28 protein-coding genes and 1 pseudogene are annotated in these 24,513 nt (G+C 65.1%); 8 read left to right on the top strand and 21 right to left on the bottom strand.

Annotated features, from left to right (window positions below; genetic code table 11):
• Positions 1-824, bottom strand: an 824-nt coding sequence (gene mptB / locus A5775_RS21390; RefSeq protein WP_197512819.1) for a polyprenol phosphomannose-dependent alpha 1,6 mannosyltransferase MptB, incomplete at its 3' end; no start/stop codon positions are given.
• Positions 825-904: 80 nt separating this feature from the next.
• Here mptB and A5775_RS21395 point away from each other — a divergent pair.
• From A5775_RS21395 to A5775_RS21425, 7 genes are read left to right on the top strand one after another with little or no spacing between them, the layout of a single operon-like run.
• Positions 905-1,723, top strand: a complete 819-nt coding sequence (locus tag A5775_RS21395; protein ID WP_156660798.1) for a metalloregulator ArsR/SmtB family transcription factor — start codon at positions 905-907, stop codon at positions 1,721-1,723.
• A complete protein-coding gene (gene sufB, locus A5775_RS21400; RefSeq protein WP_067256817.1) occupies positions 1,720-3,174 on the top strand; it encodes a Fe-S cluster assembly protein SufB in 1,455 nt (484 codons plus the stop codon). Before A5775_RS21395 ends, sufB begins: the two co-directional genes overlap by 4 nt.
• Positions 3,171-4,361, top strand: a complete 1,191-nt coding sequence (sufD, locus tag A5775_RS21405; RefSeq protein ID WP_067256820.1) for a Fe-S cluster assembly protein SufD — start codon at positions 3,171-3,173, stop codon at positions 4,359-4,361. Before sufB ends, sufD begins: the two co-directional genes overlap by 4 nt.
• Positions 4,358-5,167, top strand: coding sequence for a Fe-S cluster assembly ATPase SufC (sufC, locus tag A5775_RS21410; RefSeq protein WP_067256823.1), 810 nt, complete (start codon positions 4,358-4,360; stop codon positions 5,165-5,167). Before sufD ends, sufC begins: the two co-directional genes overlap by 4 nt.
• Positions 5,168-5,169: 2 nt before the next feature.
• Positions 5,170-6,423, top strand: coding sequence for a cysteine desulfurase (locus A5775_RS21415; RefSeq protein WP_067256825.1), 1,254 nt, complete (start codon positions 5,170-5,172; stop codon positions 6,421-6,423).
• Positions 6,420-6,938: a Fe-S cluster assembly sulfur transfer protein SufU gene (gene sufU / locus A5775_RS21420; RefSeq protein WP_067256828.1), complete on the top strand. Its 519-nt coding sequence runs from the start codon at positions 6,420-6,422 to the stop codon at positions 6,936-6,938. Before A5775_RS21415 ends, sufU begins: the two co-directional genes overlap by 4 nt.
• The gene (locus tag A5775_RS21425; RefSeq protein ID WP_067256830.1) at positions 6,913-7,260 is read left to right on the top strand and encodes a metal-sulfur cluster assembly factor; all 348 of its coding nucleotides are present in this window, start codon (positions 6,913-6,915) and stop codon (positions 7,258-7,260) included. The genes sufU and A5775_RS21425 overlap by 26 nt, the downstream gene beginning before the upstream one ends.
• A 21-nt stretch (positions 7,261-7,281) precedes the next feature.
• On the opposite strand, the gene A5775_RS21430 is transcribed toward A5775_RS21425, so the two are convergent.
• Entirely contained in the window at positions 7,282-7,782 is a 501-nt protein-coding gene (locus A5775_RS21430) for a DUF421 domain-containing protein (protein ID WP_067256833.1), read from the bottom strand.
• Positions 7,783-8,157: 375 nt separating this feature from the next.
• On the opposite strand from A5775_RS21430, the gene A5775_RS21435 reads away from it, so the two are divergent.
• The gene (locus A5775_RS21435; protein ID WP_067256835.1) at positions 8,158-8,652 is read left to right on the top strand and encodes a hypothetical protein; all 495 of its coding nucleotides are present in this window, start codon (positions 8,158-8,160) and stop codon (positions 8,650-8,652) included.
• Here A5775_RS21435 and A5775_RS21440 read toward each other — a convergent pair.
• From A5775_RS21440 to A5775_RS21520, 19 genes and pseudogenes are all read right to left on the bottom strand, one after another.
• Positions 8,649-9,629, bottom strand: a complete 981-nt coding sequence (locus A5775_RS21440; RefSeq protein ID WP_067256883.1) for an NAD(P)/FAD-dependent oxidoreductase — start codon at positions 9,627-9,629, stop codon at positions 8,649-8,651. The two genes, A5775_RS21435 and A5775_RS21440, sit on opposite strands and share 4 nt — an antisense overlap.
• Before the next feature lie 69 nt (positions 9,630-9,698).
• Positions 9,699-11,405 carry a cytochrome c oxidase subunit I gene (gene ctaD, locus A5775_RS21445; protein ID WP_067256838.1) on the bottom strand — a complete coding sequence of 569 codons (1,707 nt, stop codon included), beginning with the start codon at positions 11,403-11,405 and terminating at the stop codon, positions 9,699-9,701.
• 70 nt (positions 11,406-11,475) lie between these two features.
• Entirely contained in the window at positions 11,476-12,030 is a 555-nt protein-coding gene (msrA, locus tag A5775_RS21450) for a peptide-methionine (S)-S-oxide reductase MsrA (RefSeq protein ID WP_067256840.1), read from the bottom strand.
• Entirely contained in the window at positions 12,027-12,521 is a 495-nt protein-coding gene (gene msrB, locus A5775_RS21455; protein WP_067256843.1) for a peptide-methionine (R)-S-oxide reductase MsrB, read from the bottom strand. Before msrB ends, msrA begins: the two co-directional genes overlap by 4 nt.
• Before the next feature lie 51 nt (positions 12,522-12,572).
• A complete protein-coding gene (locus A5775_RS21460) occupies positions 12,573-13,343 on the bottom strand; it encodes an SDR family NAD(P)-dependent oxidoreductase (RefSeq protein WP_067256846.1) in 771 nt (256 codons plus the stop codon).
• A 190-nt stretch (positions 13,344-13,533) separates the two neighbouring features.
• A pseudogene (locus A5775_RS25945) lies at positions 13,534-13,701 on the bottom strand (dihydrolipoyl dehydrogenase); the annotation flags it as partial.
• Between the two features lie 110 nt (positions 13,702-13,811).
• Positions 13,812-14,339, bottom strand: coding sequence for a YkgB family protein (locus tag A5775_RS21465; protein WP_067256848.1), 528 nt, complete (start codon positions 14,337-14,339; stop codon positions 13,812-13,814).
• A 223-nt stretch (positions 14,340-14,562) separates the two neighbouring features.
• Positions 14,563-15,153: a GNAT family N-acetyltransferase gene (locus A5775_RS21470; RefSeq protein ID WP_067256851.1), complete on the bottom strand. Its 591-nt coding sequence runs from the start codon at positions 15,151-15,153 to the stop codon at positions 14,563-14,565.
• Between the two features lie 60 nt (positions 15,154-15,213).
• On the bottom strand, positions 15,214-15,864 hold the full coding sequence (locus A5775_RS21475) for an RraA family protein (protein WP_067256854.1): 651 nt from the start codon (positions 15,862-15,864) through the stop codon (positions 15,214-15,216).
• Entirely contained in the window at positions 15,864-16,139 is a 276-nt protein-coding gene (locus A5775_RS21480; protein WP_067256856.1) for a DUF6510 family protein, read from the bottom strand. The genes A5775_RS21475 and A5775_RS21480 overlap by 1 nt, the downstream gene beginning before the upstream one ends.
• A 14-nt stretch (positions 16,140-16,153) precedes the next feature.
• Positions 16,154-16,894, bottom strand: coding sequence for a ferredoxin reductase (locus tag A5775_RS21485; protein WP_067256858.1), 741 nt, complete (start codon positions 16,892-16,894; stop codon positions 16,154-16,156).
• Between the two features lie 15 nt (positions 16,895-16,909).
• On the bottom strand, positions 16,910-17,509 hold the full coding sequence (locus A5775_RS21490) for a sulfite oxidase-like oxidoreductase (RefSeq protein ID WP_067256860.1): 600 nt from the start codon (positions 17,507-17,509) through the stop codon (positions 16,910-16,912).
• A gap of 14 nt (positions 17,510-17,523) precedes the next feature.
• Positions 17,524-19,461 carry a transketolase gene (locus A5775_RS21495; protein WP_156660799.1) on the bottom strand — a complete coding sequence of 646 codons (1,938 nt, stop codon included), beginning with the start codon at positions 19,459-19,461 and terminating at the stop codon, positions 17,524-17,526.
• Positions 19,454-20,587, bottom strand: a complete 1,134-nt coding sequence (tal, locus tag A5775_RS21500; protein ID WP_067256866.1) for a transaldolase — start codon at positions 20,585-20,587, stop codon at positions 19,454-19,456. Before tal ends, A5775_RS21495 begins: the two co-directional genes overlap by 8 nt.
• 383 nt (positions 20,588-20,970) lie before the next feature.
• Positions 20,971-21,408, bottom strand: a complete 438-nt coding sequence (locus A5775_RS21505; RefSeq protein WP_082953114.1) for a DM13 domain-containing protein — start codon at positions 21,406-21,408, stop codon at positions 20,971-20,973.
• Positions 21,409-21,466: 58 nt separating this feature from the next.
• Positions 21,467-22,891, bottom strand: a complete 1,425-nt coding sequence (locus A5775_RS21510; protein ID WP_067256872.1) for an NAD(P)H-quinone dehydrogenase — start codon at positions 22,889-22,891, stop codon at positions 21,467-21,469.
• A gap of 36 nt (positions 22,892-22,927) precedes the next feature.
• On the bottom strand, positions 22,928-23,395 hold the full coding sequence (locus A5775_RS21515) for a DUF5709 domain-containing protein (protein ID WP_067256874.1): 468 nt from the start codon (positions 23,393-23,395) through the stop codon (positions 22,928-22,930).
• 58 nt (positions 23,396-23,453) lie between these two features.
• Positions 23,454-23,843 (bottom strand): four-helix bundle copper-binding protein, encoded by a 390-nt coding sequence (locus tag A5775_RS25140; RefSeq protein ID WP_197512823.1) that lies wholly within the window; start codon positions 23,841-23,843, stop codon positions 23,454-23,456.
• Between the two features lie 251 nt (positions 23,844-24,094).
• Positions 24,095-24,391 (bottom strand): tryptophanase, encoded by a 297-nt coding sequence (locus A5775_RS21520; protein WP_067256877.1) that lies wholly within the window; start codon positions 24,389-24,391, stop codon positions 24,095-24,097.
• Positions 24,392-24,513 lie beyond the last annotated feature (122 nt).

Consider the following 24,513-nt stretch of genomic DNA (forward strand, 5'->3'; position numbering starts at 1 on the left):
CCGCGCAGCGCGAATTCGGCCCCGGCCAGCATCAGGCCCAGCATCAGCGCCTCGTTGTGCACCCCGGCCACCAGATGCATGATCAGCAGCGGATTGGCCGCGCCCAGCCACAGCGCGCTGACCTCGGCGACGCCGCAGCGCCGGGCCAGCCGCGGTGTCGCCCACACGATCAGCCCGACGCCGAGCAGCTCCACCAGCCGGTGACACAGCACGGCGGCGACGATGTTTTCCCCGGTGATCGCCGAAATGCCGCGCCCCATCCATAAAAACAGTGGGCCGTAGGGCGCGGGTGTCTCGCGCCACAGGGTCGGTACGGACAGGGTGAAGATGTGGGACAGGCCCAGTCCCGAGGCCGGACCCACGCGGTACGGGTCGAGTCCCTCTAGGGAGATCTGGCTCTGCGCCAGGTAGGAGTAGACGTCCTTGCTGTACATCGGCGGCGCGATCAGCAGCGGTAGCACCCACAGCAGCAAGGTGCGGTCCAGGTCGCCGCGCGACATCCGCCGGTTGCCCAGCGCGAACCGGCCGAGCATCAGCCAGGCCAGCGCCATCATGACCGCGCCCGTCGTCGTCATCGTCAACGACACGGTCTGGATCCGCGACGGCAGGTTGAGCAACCGCACCCCGAACGTCGGGTCCTGCACGACGGGCCGCGCCCCGGCGCCCAGCGCACCGATCGCCATCAGCATGGTGCCGGTGGCACCGAACAGGCGGGTGCGGCGAAGCGCGGTGAGCTCGGTATCGTTCAGCGGCGACCCCACCGTTTGCTCGTCGCCGTGCAGACTCGCGATCGAAGAGCTCAGCGTGTGGTGGCGGGCTGCCATCAGAGCAGCGTAGCCGTCGGGCCCGAGCCCACCGCGCGTCCCGCTCAGTGTGACGAGCGCAACGCAAAGGCAGGGGACCCTTGCTGGACCGGCGGCCGGAATTGCGTCACACTGGTGTTGTGAAAATCCGAACCAGCCTGGACGGGTCCGCCGCTGTCGGCGCGGGCGACGTCGGCGCTGCCACGGGTCTCACAGCGGATGGTCACACCCGTCGCGCCATCGTGCGCCTGCTGGTGGAGTCCGGATCGATCACCGCCGGCGAGATCGGTGACCGGTTGGGCCTGGCGGCCGCCGGTGTGCGTCGCCACCTCGACGCGCTGATCGAGGCCGGCGATGCCGAGGCCACGCCCGCCGCGGCATGGCAGCAGGTGGGGCGTGGGCGTCCCGCCAAGCGTTACCGGCTGACCGCGGGCGGCCGCGCCAAGCTCGACCACGCCTACGACGACTTGGCGGCGGCGGCGATGCGGCAGCTGCGCGAGATCGGCGGCGAAGAGGCGGTTCAGGCGTTCGCCCGGCAGCGGATCGACGCCATCTTGACCGACGTCTCCGCGGCCGACAGCGCGGCGGACGACGACGTCGAGGCGGCCGCGGAACGGATCGCCACCGCGTTGACCAAGGCCGGCTATGTCGCGAGCACCACGCAGGTCGGTGGGCCGATCCACGGCGTGCAGATCTGCCAGCATCACTGCCCGGTGTCGCATGTCGCCGAGGAGTTCCCCGAGCTGTGCGAGGCCGAACAGCAGGCGATGGCCGAGGTGCTGGGCACCCATGTGCAGCGGTTGGCGACCATCGTCAACGGCGACTGCGCCTGCACCACGCACGTACCCCTGACCCAGGTATTAAGCACGGCGCCCAGCCCGCGCCGCGACACCACGAGCATCAAAGGATCGTCACTATGACACTCAGCCCAGAAGCCACCAAGGCCGCCGTTGCCACCGAGCCGCTGACCCAGGAAGAGGCGATCGCCTCGCTGGGCCGGTACGAGTACGGGTGGGCCGACTCCGACGTGGCGGGCGCCAGCGCGAAGCGCGGTCTGTCCGAGTTGGTGGTCCGTGACATCTCGATGAAGAAGAACGAGCCCGAGTGGATGCTGGAAGCCCGGCTCAAGGCGTTGCGGACCTTCCGCAAGAAGCCGATGCCGACATGGGGCTCGGACCTCGGCGGCATCGATTTCGACAACATCAAGTACTTCGTGCGCTCCACCGAGCAGCAGGCCCAGACCTGGGAAGACCTGCCGGATGACATCCGCAACACCTACGACCGGTTGGGCATCCCCGAGGCCGAGAAGAATCGCTACGTCGCCGGTGTGGCGGCTCAGTACGAGTCCGAGGTGGTCTACCACAAGATCCGCGAGGACCTGGAGGCCCTGGGCGTGATCTTCGTCGACACCGACACCGGTTTGCGCGAGTACGAGGATTTGTTCAAGCAGTACTTCGCCACCGTGATCCCGGCCGGGGACAACAAGTTCTCCGCGCTGAACACCGCGGTCTGGTCGGGCGGCTCGTTCATCTACGTCCCGCCGGGCGTGCACGTCGACATCCCGTTGCAGGCCTACTTCCGGATCAACACCGAGAACATGGGTCAGTTCGAGCGGACGCTGATCATCGTCGACGAGGACGCGTACGTGCACTACGTGGAGGGCTGCACCGCGCCGGTGTACTCATCCGCCTCGCTGCACTCGGCGGTGGTGGAGATCATCGTGAAGCCCGGTGGCCGGTGCCGCTACACCACGATCCAAAACTGGTCCAACAACGTGTACAACCTGGTCACCAAGCGGGCGCGCGCCGAGGCCGGTGCCACCATGGAATGGGTCGACGGCAACATCGGCTCTAAGGTGACCATGAAGTACCCGGCGGTCTGGATGACCGGCGAGCACGCCAAGGGTGAGGTGCTGTCGGTCGCGTTCGCCGGGGATGGCCAGCACCAGGACGCCGGCGCCAAGATGCTGCACCTGGCGCCGAACACCTCCAGCAACATCGTCTCGAAGTCGGTTGCCCGCGGCGGCGGCCGCACCTCGTATCGCGGTCTCGTGCAAATGAACAAAGGTGCCCACGGGTCGCGATCCAGCGTGAAATGCGATGCGCTGCTGGTGGATACGATCAGCCGCAGCGACACCTACCCCTACGTCGACATCCGCGAGGACGACGTCACGATGGGCCACGAGGCCACCGTGTCGAAGGTCAGCGAAACCCAGCTGTTCTACCTGATGAGCCGCGGGCTCACCGAAGAAGAGGCAATGGCGATGGTGGTGCGCGGTTTCGTCGAGCCGATCGCCAAGGAATTGCCCATGGAGTACGCGCTCGAGCTGAACCGGCTGATCGAACTGCAGATGGAAGGCGCGGTCGGATGACGAATCTGACCGAGGCGGTTGAGGGTTCGGCCCTGGCCGCAGTCAATAAGGGCGAGGTCTTCGCCTCGTTCGATGTCGACGCGTTCGAGGTCCCGCACGGGCGCGACGAGATCTGGCGCTTCACCCCGCTGCGGCGGCTGCGCGGGCTGCACGACGGCTCGGCGCGTGCCACCGGCAAGGCCGAGATCAGTGTCGCTGAACAACCCGGCCTGCGGGTCGAAACCGTCGGCCGCGGCGATGAGCGGCTCGGCCAGGGCGGTGTCCCAACCGACCGCGTTGCGGCGCAGGCATTTTCGTCGTTCAACTCCGCGACGCTGATCACCGTCGAGCGCGACACGCGCATCGACGATCCGGTCGCCGTCACTGTCACCGGCCCCGGCGAGGGCGCGGTGGCCTACGGACATCTGCAGATCCGGGTCTGCGAGCTCGCCGAGGTGGTCGTCGTCATCGACTATCGGGGCAGCGGAACCTTCGCCGACAACGTCGAATTCATCGTCGACGACGCCGCCCGGCTCACCGTGGTGTGGCTCGCCGACTGGTCCGACGACGCCGTGCACGTCGGCATGCACCACGCCAAGCTGGGCAAGGACGCGGTGCTGCGCCACGTCGCCGTCACGCTCGGCGGTGAGGTGGTGCGGATGACGGCCAACGTGCGGTATGACGCCCCTGGCGGGGACGCCGAACTGCTGGGCCTGTACTTCGCCGACGACGGCCAGCACCTCGAGTCTCGGCTGCTCGTCGACCACGCGCAGCCGAACTGCAAGTCCAATGCGCTCTATAAAGGTGCGTTGCAAGGGGATTCGGAATCTCAGCGCCCGGATGCTCACACCGTGTGGGTGGGCGACGTGCTGATCCGCGCCGAGGCCACCGGCACCGACACCTTCGAGGTGAACCGCAACCTGGTCCTCACCGATGGCGCGCGCGCCGACTCGATACCGAACTTGGAGATCGAGACCGGGGAGATCGTCGGCGCCGGACATGCCAGCGCCACCGGGCGTTTCGACGACGAGCAATTGTTCTACCTGCGTTCCCGTGGCATCTCGGAAGAGCAGGCCCGCCGGCTGGTGGTCCGCGGCTTCTTCGGCGAGATCATCTCTAAAATCGCGGTGCCCGAGATACGGGAACGCCTCACCGCAGCCATCGAACACGAATTGGCCATCACCGAATCGAGAGCAACAGCTTCATGACGACATTGGAAATCAAAGACCTGCACGTCAGCGTTGAGAGCCCCAACGCCGCGGAATCCGAACACGAGATTCCCATCCTCAACGGCGTCGACTTGACGGTGAAATCCGGTGAGACGCACGCCCTGATGGGCCCCAACGGTTCGGGCAAGTCGACGCTGTCCTATGCCATCGCCGGCCACCCCAAGTACACGGTGACCTCGGGTTCCATCACGCTGGACGGCGAGAACGTGCTGGAGATGAGTATCGACCAGCGCGCGCGGGCGGGGCTGTTTCTGGCCATGCAATACCCCGTCGAGGTGCCGGGTGTCTCGGTGTCGAACTTCCTGCGTTCGGCGGCGACCGCCGTCCGTGGCGAGGCCCCCAAGCTGCGGCACTGGGTCAAAGAGGTCAAGGGCGCGATGTCCGCACTCGAGATCGACCCGGCCTTCGCCGAGCGCAATGTGAACGAGGGATTCTCCGGCGGTGAGAAGAAGCGCCATGAGATCCTGCAACTCGAGTTGCTCAAGCCCAAGATCGCCATCCTGGACGAAACCGACTCCGGGCTGGACGTCGACGCGCTGCGGGTGGTCAGCGAGGGCGTGAACCGCTACGCCGAAACCGGCTGGGACGACGGCACCGGCCAGCAGGTGCGGGGCGGAGTTCTGCTCATCACGCACTACACCCGCATCTTGCGCTACATCCGCCCGGAATACGTCCACGTGTTCGTCGCCGGCCGCATCGTCGAATCCGGTGGGCCCGAACTGGCCGACGAACTCGAGCAGAACGGCTACGTGCGCTTTTCGCAAGCGGCGACTGCCGGGGCGTAAGCATGTCTGCCTCCGTGACTCCGCTGGATCTGACGGCGATCCGCGCCGACTTCCCAATCCTCAAACGCGTCATGCGCGGCGGAAATCAATTGGCGTACCTGGATTCCGGGGCGACGGCGCAGCGCCCATTGCAGGTGCTCGACGCCGAACGCGAGTTTCTGCTGACATCCAACGGCGGCGTGCATCGCGGTGCGCACCAGCTGATGGAGGAAGCCACCGACGCCTACGAGCAGGGCCGCACCGACATCGCGGCGTTCGTCGGCGCCGACTCGCAAGAGCTGATCTTCACCAAGAACGCTACCGAGGCACTCAACCTGGTCTCCTATGTGCTGGGCGACAACCGGTTCGAACGGGCGATTGGCCCCGGGGACGTCATCGTCACCACCGAGCTCGAGCACCACGCCAACCTGGTCCCATGGCAAGAACTGGCCCGCCGCACCGGCGCCACGCTGCGCTGGTACGGCGTCACCGACGAGGGCCGCATCGACCTGGACTCGCTACAGCTCGACGAGCACGTCAAAGTCGTCGCCTTCAGCCACCATTCGAATGTCACCGGCGCGCTGGCACCCGTGGGTGAGCTGGTCTCCCGAGCCAAGGCGGTGGGTGCGCTCACCGTTCTGGACGCATGCCAGTCGGTGCCCCACCGGCCCGTCGACTTCCACGGGCTCGACGTCGACTTCGCCGCGTTCTCCGGACATAAAATGCTGGGCCCCAACGGGATCGGTGTGCTGTACGGACGCGGTGAGCTGTTGTCGGCGATGCCGCCGTTCCTCACCGGCGGCTCGATGATCGAAAACGTGGCCATGGAAGCCTCGACCTACGCCGCACCTCCGCAGCGCTTCGAGGCCGGTACCCCGATGACGTCCCAGGTGGTCGGCTTGGCCGCGGCGGCCCGCTATCTCAACGGCATCGGCATGGACGCCGTCGAGGCCCATGAACGCGAGCTTGCCGCCGCCGCCATCGAGGGCCTGTCCGGCATCGACGGCGTGCGGATCATCGGGCCCACGTCGCTGGAAAACCGTGGCTCTCCGGTGGCCTTCGTCGTCGACGGCGTGCACGCGCACGATGTCGGGCAGGTGCTCGACGACGACGGCGTGGCCGTGCGTGTCGGGCACCACTGCGCGCTGCCGCTGCACCGCCGGTTCGGTCTGGCCGCCACCGCCCGGGCATCCTTTGCGGTGTACAACACCGCTGACGAGGTCGATCGTTTGGTGGCCGGCGTGCGCCGTGCGCTGGATTTCTTTGGAAGAGAATGACGTTGCGCCTCGAGCAGATGTATCAGGACGTGATCCTCGATCACTACAAGCACCCGCAGCACCGGGGGCTGCGGGAGCCGTTCGGCGCCGAGGTGTTTCACGTCAACCCGGTCTGCGGTGACGAGATCACCCTGCGTGTCGCATTGTCCGACGACGGCGAAACGATCGCCGATGTGTCGTATGACGGGCAGGGCTGCTCCATCAGCCAGGCGGCCACCTCGGTCCTCACCGAGCAGGTGATCGGCCAAAGCGTCGGCGATGCGCTCAAGACCATCACCGCATTCAACGAAATGGTGTCTTCGCGGGGAACCATCGACGGCGACGAGGACGTCCTGGGCGACGGAGTCGCGTTCGCCGGAGTGGCCAAATACCCGGCACGGGTGAAGTGTGCGTTGCTGGGATGGTTGGCATGTAAGGATGCACTGGCTCGTGCCAGCGCGGCTCAAGACGTACTGGTCCACGCCAGTGAAGCACTCGAGGAGGTTACAGATGAGCGAAACCACCACACCGCATGACGAGTTGCTGGCCGATATCGAGGAGGCGATGCATGACGTCGTCGACCCCGAACTCGGCATCAACGTCATGGACCTGGGCCTGGTATACGGCCTGGAGGTCGAGCACGGCGAGATGGGCCCGGTGGCTTTGATCGACATGACACTCACGTCGGCGGCCTGCCCGCTGCAGGACGTCATCGCAGACCAGTCGCAAAACGCGCTGGTCGGTGCCGGTCTGGTCGACGAACTGCGGATCAACTGGGTGTGGACCCCGCCGTGGGGCCCGGACAAGATCACCGACGACGGGCGCGAGCAACTGCGCGCCCTCGGCTTCACGGTCTGAATCCGCGTATCGGCTCGAATCTCATACCGATCTGCATTCATCATCTTTGCGCAGAACGGAAATAGCGCCTTTAGCTTCGAAGATTGCGAGATTAATGCAGTCGGCGTTGGGGTGCCCGTTCAGGCGTAACACGGCCTCCAGGTCGGCGACAGTCAATCCGCATTGACGCAGGCTGCGTCGGTCTACCTGTCCGTCGCGGATCAGCACTTTCAGTGGTGGATCGATGAACCGTCGAACCCCCGGAACGAAGCGCAATCGTGCCAACACCGCATGGGTGACCAGGAGGCAGACAAGCGCCGTGGTTGCGCTGAGCCACGAGGTGTCACTGGCGGTGGCAGCCCTGCCGACGATCGCTCCTGCGGCGACCGCGGCGATCCAGTCGAAGGGCGCGAATTCGGCGAGGGTGCGTCGCTCCGTGAAGCGAAATAGGACCGCGGCCGTAAGGAACAGGGTCGAGGTTTTGATGGCGGCACCGGTGGCGGCGGTCGGGTCACCGATCAGGGCATGAAATATTCGGTCCACACGTGCCTCCGTTCAGGGGGACCATCGACTTTGCGCCCTTGCCGGTTTGCTTTCCGGCCGAGTCAGTCTCAACGTTCGGTTTGCGGCGCGAGGTGATGATCGGCCGACGCCGCAGAGGCTGTCGGTAGTGAGCGTGGCCCGAACCGTTGTGAACTGTCATCACCCTGCATCACCAATCACCCGGGTGAATGATCGGCTGGGGTGATGACGGTTAACCCCGCCGCGCGTCACGCTCACTGTATGAGCAGACCTGCGAAGATCACCGCCTCGCTGGCCGCGCGCCGCAGCCGAGACCCCGCAGATCCGCTCGAAATGGAACGAGCAGGCTAGCGGCCCAGCCGCAGCCGTTATGAGAAATCACAGGAGGACCACGACGTGTCCACCCACTTCGAGGCCCAGAAGGTCGCGGCAAGGCCCACCGCCGCGATCACAAACTCGCCACGCGCGGATCGGCGAAGTGAACGTCACCGTGGCGAGGTCGATAGCGCAATTGCAAGCCGAAGCGAGAGCCCGTCGGCGCGTAACCCGATTGCTGCTCCCTGCGGCATCGAACATCTCGATTTCTCCCTCCAGTGTCAGCTGGCCTTCCTCGACAACGGCTTTCGGTGCGACCGGCCGGCGGCGGCGTATGTGGAATTTCACATGGTCGGGCACTGCAAACGCTTTGACTGTGACGACAACGGCAATGCCTGCGGCTATGTGTGCGCCGGCCATCTCGAGGCGTTGGCGTATACGGCCGAGTGCACCGCGCGGGAGTTACAGCCGCTGACTCTCGTGCGGTGGTTGACCCGGCGCGTCGTTCGATGCCCGACCTGCGACCGGTCGATCCAATCCGCCGCTGACATTCTGCAGATCGTGCTGATGCTCTAGGGGACACCGCGCCTATCGCCGTTGATCATCGGCCCTGTCTCATAGCAGGTTTCGACTAACCAGCGTTCGGCGTCGAGGGCGGCTGCGCAGCCGCTGGCGGCCGCGGTGATGGCCTGCCGGTAACGGCGGTCCACCAGGTCGCCCGCGGCGAATACGCCGTCGACCGAGGTGTGACTGGTCGGATCTCGGGTAAGGACATACCCCTTGGGGTCGAGATCCAGCAGGCCCACAAGTAGCTCAGAACGGGGGCCTTGTCCGACTGCCACAATCACCGCTGAAACCGGCAGATCGCGTTCGGCGCCGGTTATGCGCTGTCGCAGCCGCAGATTGGTGACCCGCTGTTCACCCCGGACGGCGACGACCGACATGTTGGTCAGCATGGTGACCTTGTCGTGTGCGCGCACACGGGCGGTCGTGATCGCCGATGAGCGAAAGGTGTCGCGGTGATGAATGATGGTGATGCTGCGCGCGATCGTGGTCAGAAAAAGCGCCTCTTCCATGGCGGCATCCCCTCCGCCGACCACGGCGACATCCTTGTCGCGCAACGAGAGTCCTTCCCCCTTGGCGGTGCTACTGATGCCTCGCCCCTGCAACCGCTTCTCACCCGGGACCCCAAGCCCCCGCGGGGCCGAACCCATGGCGAGGATCACTGCGCGCGAATGCCGGGCGTTCTTGGCTGCCGTCACGGTCTTGACGTCACCGTCGAGCAGGAAGGCATCGACATCGTCGGGGTACAGGCGGGCACCGAACCGTTCGGCCTGGGCGCGCATGTCTTGCACCAGAAGTGGTCCGCTGGTGCCCTCGGAGAAGCCGGGATAGTTCTCGACGACCGTGGTGGTCATCAGCGACCCGCCGCGCGACGTCCCCTCGATCACCACGGTGTCGAGCCGCGCGCGCGCCGCATAGATCGCTGCGCTATACCCCGCCGGACCCGATCCGACGATGACGATGTCATGAACATGCCCCGCCGGGATCATCGGCATACGCGACGGCTTATGCGGGCCACTTGCTAAGAACTCTGGGCGACAACGACTCCGGCGTCGCGCTCACGAGCTATCCACTCTCCCGTACTGGACGTGGGCCTCGGCGCGCAACCGGTTGATCATGTGCGGGTAGTGCAGTTCGAAGGCGGGCCGTTCGGAGCGGATACGGGGAAGTTCGGTGAAGTTGTGTCGTGGCGGCGGGCTGGTGGTGGCCCATTCCAGCGAGTTGCCGTGTCCCCATGGATCGTCGACGGTCACCGGCTCGCCGTACCGCCAGCTCCTGAACACATTCCACACGAACGGCAGCATCGACAAGCCGAGAATGAACGCCCCTATCGTCGAGACAATATTGAGCGGCTGGAAGCCATCGGTGGGGAGGTAGTCGGAGTACCTGCGCGGCATGCCCATACTGCCCAGCCAGTGCTGTACCAGAAACGTTGTATGAAAGCCGATCAGCGTCAACCAGAAATGTAGCTTGCCCAACCGCTCGTCGAGCAGCCGGCCGGTCATCTTCGGGAACCAGAAGTACACCCCCGCGTAGGTGGCGAACACGATCGTGCCGAACAACACATAGTGGAAGTGCGCGACGACGAAATAGGTGTCGGTGACGTGGAAGTCGATCGGAGGGCTGGCCAGCAGCACCCCGGACAAGCCGCCCAGCAGGAATGTGACCAAGAAGCCCGTCGCGAACAGCATCGGTGTTTCGAAGGTCAGCTGGCCCTTCCACATGGTGCCGATCCAGTTGACGAACTTGATCCCGGTGGGGACCGCGATCAAGAACGTCGTGAACGAGAAGAACGGCAGCAGCACCGCGCCGGTGGCATAAAGATGATGCGCCCACACCGCGATCGACAGCGCCCCGATGCTGATGGTGGCGTACACCATCGTGGAGTAGCCGAACAGTGGCTTGCGGGAAAACACGGGGATGACCTCGGTGATGATGCCGAAAAACGGCAACGCGATGATGTAGACCTCGGGGTGGCCGAAAAACCAGAACAGGTGTTGCCACAACAGGACTCCGCCGTTGGCGGCGTCAAAGATGTGCGCGCCGAGGTGCCGGTCGGCGGCAGCGCCGAAGAGCGCGGCCGTCAGTAGCGGAAACGCCACTATCACCATGATGCTGGTGACCAGGATGTTCCAGGTGAAGACCGGCAAGCGGAACATCGTCATCCCCGGCGCGCGCAGGCAGACCACCGTGGTGATCATGTTGACCCCGCCCAGGATGGTGCCCAGGCCGCCGACAATGAGCCCCAAGAACCACAAATCACCCCCGGCGCCCGGGGAATGGACGGCGTTGGAAAGCGGCGTATAGGCCGTCCAGCCGAAATCCGCTGCGCCGCCGGGGGTGATGAATCCCGCCAGCGCGATCAGCGCACCAAACACGAAGAGCCAGAACGACAATGCGTTGAGGCGCGGAAAGGCGACGTCGGGAGCGCCGATCTGCAAGGGCAGCACTAGGTTGGCGAACCCGAACACGATCGGGGTGGCATAAAACAACAGCATCACCGTGCCGTGCATGGTAAATAGCTGGTTGTACTGCTCGTTCGACAAAAACTGCAGCCCCGGTGCGGCCAGCTCGGTACGGATGAACAGCGCCATCAGCCCGCCGACGAAAAAGAATCCGAAGCAGGCAACGATGTACATGATCCCGATCAACTTGTGATCGGTCGTGGTGATCAGGCGATAGATCAGGTTGCCTTTGGGACCAATGCGCGCCGGGAACGCCCGGTGGGCGCGAAGCTCTCCCAACGGGGGTGCGTACGCGGACATCAGATCGGCCTCCTAATGCTGGATTCGTCTCCCGCCGGCGGTCAGCGGCATCGGCGTTGGACGATCACGATCATCCATCGCGGTTCGCGTGCGTCGACGTCGATGTGACATCGCGAAAGCCGCTGCGGTGGGGCAGCTTCCATCCTGGCCGGATGTAGTGGCACGTATAGCCGGACGGGTAGCGCTCGAGGTAGTCCTGGTGCTCGGGCTCTGCCTCCCAGAATTCGCCGGCCGCAGTCACCTCGGTGACCACCTTGCCGTGCCACAGCCCCGACGCCTCGACGTCAGCGATCGTGTCGAGCGCGATCTGCTTCTGCTCGTCGTCCAGATAAAAGATCGCTGAGCGGTAGCTGGTTCCGACGTCGTTGCCCTGGCGGTTCTTGGTGGTCGGGTCGTGGATCTGGAAGAAAAACTCCAGCAGCGTCCGATAATCGGTCTTGCCTGGGTCGTAGGTGATCTCGATCGCTTCCGCGTGGCCGGGATGGTTGCGATAGGTGGGGTGCGCGTTCTGGCCGCCGGTGTATCCGACTCGGGTGGACACCACGCCTTGCTGCTTGCGGATCAGATCCTGCATGCCCCAAAAACATCCACCCGCCAGCACTGCCATCTTGTCGTGGTTCGTCATGACCGCTGCTCGCTCACGGGTGCCCCGTCGCGCCGCGCCGGATCCGCGTCGGCGAACAGGCTCAGGTATTGCCCATAACCTTCGGCTTCGAGGTTGTCGCGGTGAATGAAGCGCAGCGACGCCGAGTTGATGCAGTAACGCAGGCCGCCTTGAGCCCTCGGGCCGTCGCTGAAGACGTGCCCGAGGTGGCTGTCGCCGTGGGCGGAACGCACCTCGGTGCGCTCCATGAAGTGGCTCCGGTCGCGCTTCTCGACGACGTTATCCTCGTCGATCACCTTGGTGAAGCTCGGCCAGCCGGTGCCGCTCTCGAACTTGTCGACCGATGCGAACAGCGGCTCACCGGAGACGACGTCGACGTAGATGCCGGGTTCCTTGTTGGCCCAGTACTCGCCGCTGAACGGACGCTCGGTCCCGCTCTCTTGGGTGACGTGGTACTGCTCGGGGCTCAATGCGTCGACCGCGGCCGGGTTCTTGTTGTATTCGTGTGGCACGGATGCTCCTTAGGCTAGGTGTGCGGTTAATTGACTGATGGGCCGGAACTTTTAGTTGCGGCCGGCCATGATGCCGCCGTCGACGTTGAGGATTGCGCCGGTGACCCAGCTGGCCTGGTCGGACAGCAGATAGGTGACTGCGTTGGCGACGTCGGCGGGGGTGCCGACGCGTCCCAGGGGATGAAGCGGCGCGAATGTCTCCAGGGTGGCGTCGATCTCGGCCTTCGGGATGAACTTTTCATACAGCGGGGTCTTGACAACCCCCGGTGCCACCGCGTTGACGCGAATGTTGTGCTCGGCAAGCTCGATGGCGAGATTGTGCGTGAGCGCGTGCAGCCCGGCTTTTTGCATCGAATACGCGGCCGATGGGGTCGCACCGATGGCCTGATGTGCCCACATGGCACCGATGTTGACGATGGAGCCGCCCTTACCGTTGGCGATCATGCCCGCAACAGCGGTCTGCGTCAGGAAAAACAGCGCATAGTTCAGCTCCAGATACGAGTCGTAGGTCAGCGCGTCGGACTCCAAAAATGGCTTCGGGATGAAGTATCCCGCCGCGTTGACCAGCAGGGTCGCGTCGTCGTGCTGCTCGGAGAGCGCGCGCTGCACATCCCCGACCGCGGCGCGATCGGTCAGCTCGGCGGCGATGCCCCAGGCCTGGCCGCGCCGGCTCGTCAGCTCGGTTACGGTGTCGTCGACACGGTCTTTGGAGCGTCCGACGATCACCGCGCTGCCGCCATGGTCGACGACGTCGAGCGCGACCTGCCGTCCCATGCCGGCACTGCCGCCGACAACAATGACCTTCTTGTCCTCAAAATGCATGTTCGGGTCCCTTCCTGGTTGTCCTTGACGGCTCCAGCTGGGCCGCCGATGGCTTAGATTCGAGCGGGCGCGGGCTGACATTTCCGCCCGCTTCTTCCTCATGAGGTTGCAACTTCGCGGGGTGGGCTGGCATCACCCCAAGCACCTATTCACCCGGGTGATTAATGCGGAGTTGCGTGCCGCGATTCCTTTACAGATTGATCGTCTCGCCGGTCAGGGCGCGGAAGCAGTCCTGTAGCCCTTCACCGATTGTGGTATGCGTGTGGACGTTTCGTGCCAGCTCGGCGGCGGTGAGATCCCACAGCTACGCCAGCGTCAACTCGGGGAAGAGCTCGCGGACTTCGCCGCCCACCAGATGCGCTCAGAAGCTCGCCATCGACAACCGCCCAGTGTCGATGGCGGCACGGGCCATCGAAACGTGAACGGACGCTGGTCTTCTCGCTGAGCGCAACTTCATCAACGACGGTGTCAGGTTGATTTGGCGGCGGCCGCCCGTTCGCGGGTCGCGTCGATGGCGTCCACCAGCAGCCACAGTGCTAGGCCTAGGAGCGCGATGTCCTTCATCAAAAACTCCCCGTCGGCGGACAAAACGGGAAAGCCACCCGCAGACGCCTCACCGACCCCGGGGGTCGTGACCATGAAACTCAGCGTGGTCACGAAGAACAGCGAGGCGAAAATGCCGCCCACCACGGAAGCCTTCGGGTACCACGGCTTGACGGCAAGCAGTGCTGCAGTAACCAATTCTACTGACCCGTTGAATCGACCAAAGGCGTCGATGGATATCACGTTGTAGAGCCAACCCATGAGGGGGCTATTGGCCACCCAATGTGAAATACCGTGGGCTTCATAGGTAGTGAACTTCATAGCGCCGAACCAGGCCAGGACTATGGCCAGGCCATACCGTGGGAGAAGAGGCGCGATGACGTTTATGCGAGACTTTGCCGGCCCATCGATCATCATGGCCGTGGCCGTGGCTGTGGCCTCATTCTGCGACATGCTGTCTCCGTTCTGTGTCGTTCCGCATGGCCCCCGCCGAACTCGCACTGCCTTCGCTGGCGGCACAGACGGTGATCCAGGCGGTTTCGATCGCGGCTCAGATCAGCGACCACTATCTCTGCGCAGGGGGTGAGTTGTCCTCATCCTTGCGTGCAATTCACCCGGGTGAGGGCGGATAACGCCAACCGGCAACGGGCGCACTACGATGCACTTCCGGTCGAGTTCATTGCGCACAAGCCGGCTCCGGTAGGTCGAGGTCGGCCTTCGTCAGGCGATAGACCTGTAGCGTGAGGTTGTAGTACTTGTCGGTCTCGCCGACCCATTCCATTCCAATGCGCCGGGCGGTAGCCACACCGCGGCGATTCCCCGGGCGCACGACCGCAAAGACCTCACTGATACCGGGGTTTTCGAATGCCTGATGGGCAACCGCGTGACCGGCTTCCGCGCCGTACCCGTAGCCCCAGGCGTTCGGAGACAGCTGCCACCCGATTTCCAGATCCGTGCCGCCCGGCGGCAGTGGAAGCAGGGCCACACCCCCGATCACGCCTGCGGAGCTTTTGTCGATGATCGCCCATCGACCCAGCGGCAGCCCGGTCGGCTCGCTTTCGGCTATCCACCCTCCCAGGACGCGTCGCATCTCGGCGCCATCGATGATTTGGGGTAACGCCGGATACAGCCAACGCGCCACTTCGGGCGCACCGTATATGGCATATGCGGCGAGATCGTCATCGAGCTGCCACGGTCGCAACATCAGCCGGGGTGTCGTGATGTGCCGCGTGGCGGCGTCCCATTCGACGTGGTGATGCTCAACCATTCCGGCCCCTAGCGTTGTCGTGTGTGGTGCCCAATAGTTACGGGCGTTTGCGCCGATCAGTCAATTCTCGTTGAGTTCCAGCGCATTCGGCGTTTCACTCCTGATGGCGGCGATGGTCTCTGCGTCCTCCAGGATGACCTCGTTGGCGGCGCGAAGCACTGCGCGCACCTCGCCGGCGGGTATCACCGCAGCGCCGGAGGCGTCGGCGAAGACATAGTCGCCGGGACGGACCGCCACGCCCGCGATCACCACCGGACGGTTCGCCTCGTACGGGGTGACGACGTCGCCGCCCGACCGCGTTGTCTCGCCGCGGCAATAGATGGCGAGGTCGTAGTGCTCGAGCTCGGCGAAGTCGCGCAGCTTCCCGTCCGCGAGAATGCCGGCGAGCCGATGGCTTTGGACACGCGACAGCTTTGTCCCGCCACCCAGCGACGTGTCGGTGTAGCCGTTGCTGGCCAGGACCAGCACGTGCCCGTCGGCGCCCCCTTCGATGGCGTCGTAGAACAACCTCTTGAAGTTGTAGCGCTCGGGCGGGAGGGCGGCCCGGCACGTAGGGAAGTAGGAGATGGTGACGGCGGGGCCGAAGAGCCGGCGGCCAGGTGTCGGGCTCACCAGGTCGAGAAGGTGACAGCGATGTCGGTGCCGGCGCCCCATGGCGTCCACGATGTCGGCGGTGCGCACGCGACCGGCGAGTGCGTCGAGGGATTGCATCAGCGGTCCGGGATCGCAATACGCCAGGACTGGGCGCCGCGGAAGTCGAGCCACATGTCGGTGCTCGTTTGCACGAGTCGGGCCAGGACGTCGTCGCAGGCCGGGCAGCGCACCACGATGCCGGGGCCGCGGTTGTAGACGTGGCTCTCGGCGAAGGCGGTGGCGTGACAACATTTCCCGCAGGTGAGCATCGCGGTGGTGACATCGAATCCCAGGACCTCTGCGAAGGCGCCCGCAGCGGCGTTGCCGTCGACGTGCGTTGGTTCGGTCATCATTCCTCATTTCTGGATTAGCTGCTCGGCCCGAATCGCTCGGTCCGGATGGCTGACGGCCGATGTCCCAACTCGATCAGCTTCGCGGTGACCGATTCCACGAATCCCGTTGGGCCGCAGACGTAGGAGCGCACCCCATCGTCGATGGCCCATCGAGTCGTGACGAGGTCGGTGGCGCGCACCCGGCCCGGCGACCGGGTGGTCTGCGGCGCGGCCGAGCGGGTATAGACCAGCGTGACCTGAAGCCAATCACACTCACGCTCGAATCGGGAAAGCTCGTGGGCGTAGTACACATCGGCGGGACTGCGCACCGAATAGACCAGTCGAAAGTTGGCGCTGCCCGCCACGACTCGCTGCCGCAGCATGGCCATCAACGGCACGATTCCCGATCCGCCGCCGACGAGTAGAACGTGGGCCTCCTCGTCCGGCCGCCAGACGAACCAGCCACCGATGGGTCCGCGCAGTTCGATCTCGTCGCCGGCGGCGAGATCGATGAGATAGGGCGAGACCTCTCCGTCGTCGATCCGCTGCACGGTGAGCTCGATGTGCTCACCTTCTGTCGGTCTGCCCAGTGAGTAGCTGCGTTGTGCGCTGTAACCGTCCTCGGCAGTCAGCTTGAGATCAATGTGCTGGCCGGCCAGGTGGCCGCCCCAGTCGGGCACGGTCAGCCCGATCGTGCGCGCAGTATCGGTCTCGGGTCGGGAGTTCACCACCCGCGCGACCCGCCACCGTAGCGCCGGCTTGACGTGGACGTCCACAGTCGTCACTCGTCCTCAGTCCCCGGCGTAGCGTTGTTCTGTCCACGGGTCGCCGTAGTTGTGGTAGCCCAGCCCTTCCCAGAATCCCGGTATGTCGCTGTCCCGCAACTCAATGGATTTCACCCACTTCGCGGACTTCCAGAAATACAGGTGCGGCACCAACAGTCGTGCCGGGCCCCCGTGCACCGGGCGCAGCGGTGCGCCGTCGTAGGCGTAGACGATCCACGCCTTGCCGCCGAGAAGATCGCGCAGCGGAAAGTTGGTGGTATAGCCGCCGTACGAACCGACCAGTGCGAATTGGGCGGCCGTGTTGATTGATTCGAGAAGGGTGTCCAGAGAAACGCCCTCCCACCTGGTGTTCAGCTTGGACCACGTGGTGACGCAGTGGATATCGACGGTGGGCCGCTCGGTGGGCAATTGCATCAGCTGGGCCCAGGTCCACACGTGTTCGGCGCCACGCTCGTCGCGGATGGTGAACCGCCAGCGGTCGAGATCGATGCGCGGAGTCGGTCCTGCCTGCAGGACGGGGAAGTCCGTGGTCAGATGTTGGCCGGGTGGCAACTCGAGGACCGACTCGGCGCGGCGGCCGCGAAAGCCTTTGTTGACAATGCTCATGGTGCGTCCGCCGATCAGCCGTGGGCCGTCGAGGGGGCCGCGTCGTGGCCGACGGGTTGCGCGTTGGTGCCATCCAGCAGGTGTCGGGCGGCCCGTTCAATGCTGGGCCCGTCGATTCCGGCTTCCGCGAGCAGTTCAGCCGGTGTTCCCGAGCCCGGAATGACGCGAACCGCCAGGTGCACCAGTCGAAGTGGTGGCGAATGCACCCCGGCGAGGGCTTCGAGTACTGCCGAGCCGAGCCCCCCCTCGGGATGATGATCCTCGGCGACGACGAGCCGTCCGCGGGTGGCGCGCACGGCTTCGCTGAGCGTTTGCCCATCAATCGGTTTAATGGAGTACATGTCGATGACGCGGGCGGCGATTCCGTCGCGGTGCAGTGATTCGGCCGCCGCGAGGCATTGATGGACGGTGACGCCGGCACCGATGAGGGTGACCTGATCATCGTCGCTGGAGCGCAGGGTCTGAGACCCGCCGACGGTGAACGTGGTCGCGGGCTCGTAGAGGACTGGGTAGGCGCCGCGGGTGGTTCTCAGGTAACGGATGCCGTGCCCGTTCGCCATGGCGTCGACCAGCGCGGCGGTGCTTGTCGCATCGCTGGGGTAGAGCACGGTCGCGCCGTGGACGGAACGCATCATGGCGAGGTCTTCCAGGGCCATCTGCGACGGCCCGTCGGCGCCGATCTCGACGCCGGCGTGGGATCCGACCAGGCAGATGTTCGCCCGGGACACGGCGCCCATGCGGATGAAGTCGTGGGCGCGGGTGAAGAACGCGGCGAAGGTCGACGCGAACGGGATGTAGTGCCGGACACTGAGTCCGACGGCGGATGCGACGAGTTGTTGCTCGGCGATGAACATTTCGAAGTAGCGGTCGGGGTAGCGTTGGGCGAATTCTCCGGCGCCCGTGGAGTTGCTGACTTCGCCGTCCATGGCGACGATTCGGTGGTTGGCCTCGCCCAGCGCGACCAGCGCGGTCCCGTAGGCGGCCCGGGTGGCGACCTTGTCTCCCAGCGCGTAGCTCGGCCGAATTGGCGCACGCGTTTCGGCGTCAGGCGGTGATGTCGGTGTGCTGCGCTCGCGCGGTGCGGGCTTGAGTCCGATGACGGTCACGTCGTTCTTGTGGCCGAGTTCGGCCAGTGCGCGCTGCGCCATGTCGGGAGGGAGCGCTTTCCCGTGCCAGCCTTCGCGATCTTCGACCTCGCTGAATCCGCGTCCCTTGATGGTCCTGGCGAGGATCACCGTGGGCGCCGTCGTAGTCTCGCGCGCGGTTGTGAAGGCGCGGTCTATCTCATCGAGGTCATGGCCGTCGATGGTGATGGCCTTCGCGCCGAAGGCTTCGACGCGTTGCGCGTAACTCGCTAAATCCCAACCCAGTTCGGTCGGCCCGCGTTGACCCAGCCGGTTGACATCGACGATGACGGTGAAGTTCGCGAGCCCGTAGTAGCCGGCCTTGTCGAGTGCCTCCCACACCGACCCCTCGGCGGTTTCGCTGTCACCGCACAACACCCACACGTGAAACGGCGACTTGTCGAGGAACTTTCCGGCGAGCGCAACACCGACGCCGTTGCCGATCCCCTGTCCCAGCGAGCCGCTGGCGACGTCGACCCAGGGCAGCACCGGTGTCGGATGGCCCTGTAGGCGGGAACCGAACCGGCGGTAGCCCGACATCAATTCGGTGTCGGTGATCACGCCCGCCGCCTTGAACGCGGCGTACAGCAGCGGCGACGCGTGCCCTTTGGACAAGATGAAGTGATCGTTGTCCCGGTAGTCCGGCCGGTCCCAGTGGTAGCGCAGGTGGCGTGCGAGCAACACCGCCATCAGGTCAGCGGCGGACATGCTCGAGGTGGGGTGCCCGGAACCGGCGTTGGTGCTGCAGCGGATCGCATCGGCCCGCAGCTGGGTTGCCAGCTGCGCCACGAACGTCATCCATGCACGCCCATCGTTCGACTCAGTCAACGGAAGTTCCTCCAGGTAGCGAACGTGCGGGGCCGGGATAGGAATCGAGTAGGTGCCGCCAGGATGCTGCGAACTTGGCGACACCGTCGTTTTCGAGCATCCTGACAACGTCCACGAGGTCGACGCCGGCTGCGCTGATGCTGTCGAGCACCGCTTGGGCGCCGGTGGCCGTGCCGGTGATGGAGTCACCGATGATCACACCGTGGTCGGCGAGGGCTTCCAAAGTTTTTTCCGGGATGGTGCTGACCATCTCTGGTGCGACCAGCTCGGTGATGTACATGGTGTCGGGATAGGCGGGGTTTTTCACCCCGGTGGAGGCCCACAGCGGCCGCTGTACACGGGCCCCGGCGTCGCTGAGCGCGGCGTAGCGCTGTCCAGCCCGGAACACCTGCTGGTAGGCGGCATAGACGAGCCGGGCGGTGGCAATGCCGGCGTGTCCGCGCAGGGACAGAGCTGCGTCGGTGCCGATCGCCTCCAGCCGCTGGTCGATTTCGGTGTCGATGCGGGAGACGAACAGGGAGGCCACGGAATGGACTTGGGTGAGGTCTTTGCCGGCGCGTTGCGCGGCTTTCAGCCCGGCCAGGTAGGCGTTCATCACCGCGCGGTGGCGCTCGACCGAGAAGATGAGGGTCACGTTGACTGAAATGCCTTCGGCCACAGTTGCGGTGATCGCGGACATACCGGCCGATGTCGCGGGAATTTTGATGAACAGATTCGGCCGATCGACGATCTTCCACAGCTCGACGGCTTGGCTGACCGTCTTCTCGGCGTCGTGGGCCACCCGCGGGTCGACCTCGATCGACACCCGCCCGTCGACACCGGCGGAGGCTTCCCACTGCGGGCGCAGGACGTCGCATGCTTGCCGGACGTCGTCGGTGATGACCGTGCGGATCGCCGACTCGGCGTCGGCGCCGCGTTCGGCCAGTTCGGTGATCTGCCGATCGTAAGCATGGCCGTGTGAGATCGCCCGCTGGAAGATCGTGGGGTTGGTGGTGACGCCGACGACGCTTCTGGTGTCGATCAGCTGCTGCAGGTTGCCCGATACCAGACGGTCGCGGGACAGGTCGTCCAGCCAAACCGACACGCCCGCCGCCGACAGCGCGGCCAAGGTGGCGTTTTGCGTCATTGGACCGCGGCCTCCTGCCGGTGTCGGCGAACACGCGCGGTTCGTGCGGTGACGAGCGCGGCGGCGAACGCGATGACCGGCCAGTACGCGCCGGCCAGCATCCGCCGATCCCGCGTCGTCAAGCAAAAGCGGCGTGCAGTTTGCGTCACACGTCCTCCGTTATCAGGCCTCCGCAGAGCGGTCTTTTCACGACCACGGGTGCAAGCCCGTTGATGTGGAACTCATGTCCGCCAGGCCGATGCCCGGGTTGTATATCGGCAGCTGCCGGGCGGTGTTCTGAGCGTGGCCCGAACCCGGTGCAGCTGTCATCACCCCCCGGCACCATTCACCCGGGTGAAAATGCTCAAACCGCACGACTCCAGGACCATTCCAGGGTGCGCGAATTATTGCGGCACAAAGCGCAACTCCGCAGCGCCGAAGGACACACCGAAGCGGTCGCACCACAGAACGACGCTGCCGACTCCGGCGGTGTCGACATCGTCGGGTATGGCGTAGTTGGCGTTGCCCCGGTTGGCTCGCAGGGGGCCGAGATCTATGTGATTGCTGCGACCGAACCTTCGAGATCGGCTGCCGCCATTGGTCACTCGTGCATCAGTTAGCCAGACGCGCAGCTGCGGTCCCAAAGTGGCATGAAGATTCTCCAGCCGCAGAATCCGTAACCCATCCGGCAAGGTCGCTAGCCGCGCAGCACCGCTGGTTCGGTGGATGTGGCCGGTGAATTCTCCTAACCGGGTGGTCTGCGCTCCAGGCGGCAGCATCTCATCGATTGTGGTCCTGATGAACAACTTCCACGGCGCCAGCCACCAGAATGCGACAGGCATCGCGACCAGGACAAGCGCCGCTCGGGCCACGCGTCGCGGCGCCAGCCGTCGCGCGGCGTCAGTCCAGGTCATCGTGAGCTATCAGCCGCCGGGCCGCCTCGGTGATCGAGCCCGACAGCGACGGGTAGATGGCGAGCGTCTGCGCCAACTCGTTGACCGTGATGCGATTCTGCACGGCCACCGCGATCGGCAGGATCAGCTCCGAGGCGATCGGGGCGACCACCACTCCGCCGATCACCACGCCGGTGGCTTGTTGGCAGAAGAGTTTGACGAAGCCATGACGCAGCTCCGACATCTTGGCGCGCGCATTGGTTTCGAGTGGCAGCATGATGGTCCGGGCCGGCACTGAGCCATCGTCGATCGCCGTCTGCGGCACGCCGACCGCGGCGATCTCGGGTCGCGTGAATACCGTCGCCGCTACGGTGCGCAGCCGGATCGGGCTGACGGCCTCGCCCAGCGCGTGATACATCGCGATCCGGCCCTGCATCGCCGCGACCGAGGCCAATGGCAACAGACCGGTGCAGTCGCCGGCGGCGTAGATCCCGGGCACCGATGTTCGTGACACCCGGTCGACGGTCAGGTAGTTGCTTCGCCCCAGTTCGATGCCCACCCGCTCCAGGCCCAGACCGCCGGTATTCGGGGTCGATCCGATCGTCATCAGGGCGTGGCTGCCCTCGACGGTGCGGCCGTCGGTCATCGTCACCACGACCCCGGCCGCACTGCGGGAAACCGATTGCGCACGTGCGTTTTTGACCAGTTTGACGCCGCGTTCGGCGAACGACTCCTCCAGCACCCACGCGGCGTCGGCGTCCTCGTAGGGCAGCACCCGGTCCCGGCTGGCCACGACGGTCACTGTGACACCGAGTTCGGCGTAGGCGTTGACGAACTCGGCGCCGGTGACACCCGAGCCGACGACGATCAGGTGGTCGGGCAGCGTGGCCAGGTCATAAAGCTGGCGCCAGGTCAGGATTCGCTCATCGTCGGGCTGTGCCGACGGCAGGATCCGCGGGCTGGCGCCGGTCGCGATCAGTACGACGTCGGCGTCGTACGTGCTGGTGCTGCAGTCGGCCCCCGGATCGGAATGGGTCACCTTGACGCAGTGGCGCGCCAGCCCGGGAGTCGCGTCGACCAGCTCACCACGACCGGCGATCAGCTCGACACCCATGCTGAGCAGGTCGGCGGTGATGTCGGCGGACTGGGCGGCCGCCAATGTCTTGACCCGCTGGTGGATTTCGGGCAACGAGATCTCCGCGGCGGGCATACCGATGTCCAACCCCAGCGGTGCCCGGCGTAGTTCGGTGCGCAGCCCGGTGGAGGCGATGAACGTCTTTGACGGCACACAGTCGCACAGCACGGCCGCACCGCCGATACCGTCGGCGTCCACGACACTCACCTGCGCGACCTCAGGCCCTCGGGCGGCGGCGACCAGTGCCGCCTCGTAACCGGCCGGGCCGCCGCCGAGGATCACGATGCGGGTCGGCACAGCTCGAACCTCACCAATAGGCCGGACGACAGGTCATCAAAGACGCCATCCCCCACCGGCGTTGGTGTCCTCATCGCCGATGATATGGATGGCGGCTTCCTCAGCCGACGCGGCGCCACCGTCAATGCCGACGTCGTAGGCAAGGTAATCGGTACCCGGATCCGTAGGGTCGACGTCGAAGGCGACGAGCCGGCCTGCGCGCATGCCGCCGACCTGATCGTCGATAGGCTCGCCATCGCTGTCAGCGCTATCACCGATTCCGTCGCCGTCCCACTGGTCGGACACGTCGGGCAGCTCGCGGGCCAGCCGGCGGGCCAGACTTTCATGGGTACGCGCTTCCCTCGCGGTGAGACCCCACGCGCGCAATTCACGTGGGCTTTCCGGGGGTGAGTAGCCTTCGTCCAGGTCGATGCCGGTCTGTTCTGAGTCCAGGCTCTCTTCTGGTTCGAGCAGATGGGCCCCGACGTCATCGAATTCAGAAATCCCCATCAGGCTCGTCTCCATTCCTTATCTGCAAGGTCACACTCGCGCAGCGACGCCGCGCGCCCGCTCGGTGGTTGTGTCAACCGAGCGCCTCGAGAAGATCGCGGCAGGCTCGTTCACAGCGACGGCATACCTCGGCGCACACGCGGCAATGCTCGTGTTTCGCCGCATGCTTGTCGCATTCGTCCGCGCTTGTCTTACAGGCGGTGGCGCACGTTTGGAGCACCGTCCGAGTCAAGTTGGCGTCGTAGTCCGTGTGCCGGGACAGCACGCGGCCGGTTGTCGCGCAGACATCCGCGCAGTCAAGGCAGGTACGGATGCATTTGGTTAAGTGATTGACGTCGTCTTCACTGAGGCAGGCATCTGCACACGCTGTGCACGCTTGGTCGCATTCAATACAGGCGTCGATACATGCGACCAGCTTGTCTCTATCGATCCGGCCTAGATCCCGGGGATAGGTCTCCAGCATTCTCCTGGCGGCGCTCACTATCTCCTCCTTGCTGGGGGTCCTCCATGTCGGGGGTTGTCTCACACAGCAGAACACGGCTGCATAGCTGTAGACATCAAGAGCATGGCGTGCAAAGGGGTGAACTGTCCTCGCCCACCTGAGTCACTCACCCGGGTGATAAACGACGTGACGAATCGTCGAGACGGGTCGGGCGAGCACGAGACGATTCGATCACCGCCGACGGAGCATGATCGCTCGGTCGAATCACGCACCTAAACCGTCGCGAACTGCTCCAGGCGAAGGCTGGCGAGCATCATGCGCAGTTGCGGCTCCTCTGGGCTACCGGCGTAGCCATTCAGCCAGCCGGTCAGCTTTGAGAGTATCGCCACCGGCAACGGCGTCCGCGTTGACAGGAGGGCGGTGAGGATGCGTTTGATCACGAGATAGCTTTCCCCGCAACCTAATTCGACGAAAATAACAGTGCGCTCATAGCCGGTCAGACACGAATTCACCGCGTCGACCAGTAACCACGCCATGTCCTCGTCGGAGATACTCGACGGCTCAACCATGCGGTGCGATTGCGTCGGCGAACCACGACTTGGGAACCTCCGTGTCCTCGACGACACTAATCGGGCCTGAGGCCTCATAGCGGCAGTAAGCATGTCCTGGTCCCCTTCCCGGTTTCCCTGGC

This window comes from Mycobacterium sp. 852002-10029_SCH5224772 (assembly GCF_001667315.1).
In the GTDB taxonomy this organism is placed as follows: Bacteria; Actinomycetota; Actinomycetes; order Mycobacteriales; family Mycobacteriaceae; genus Mycobacterium.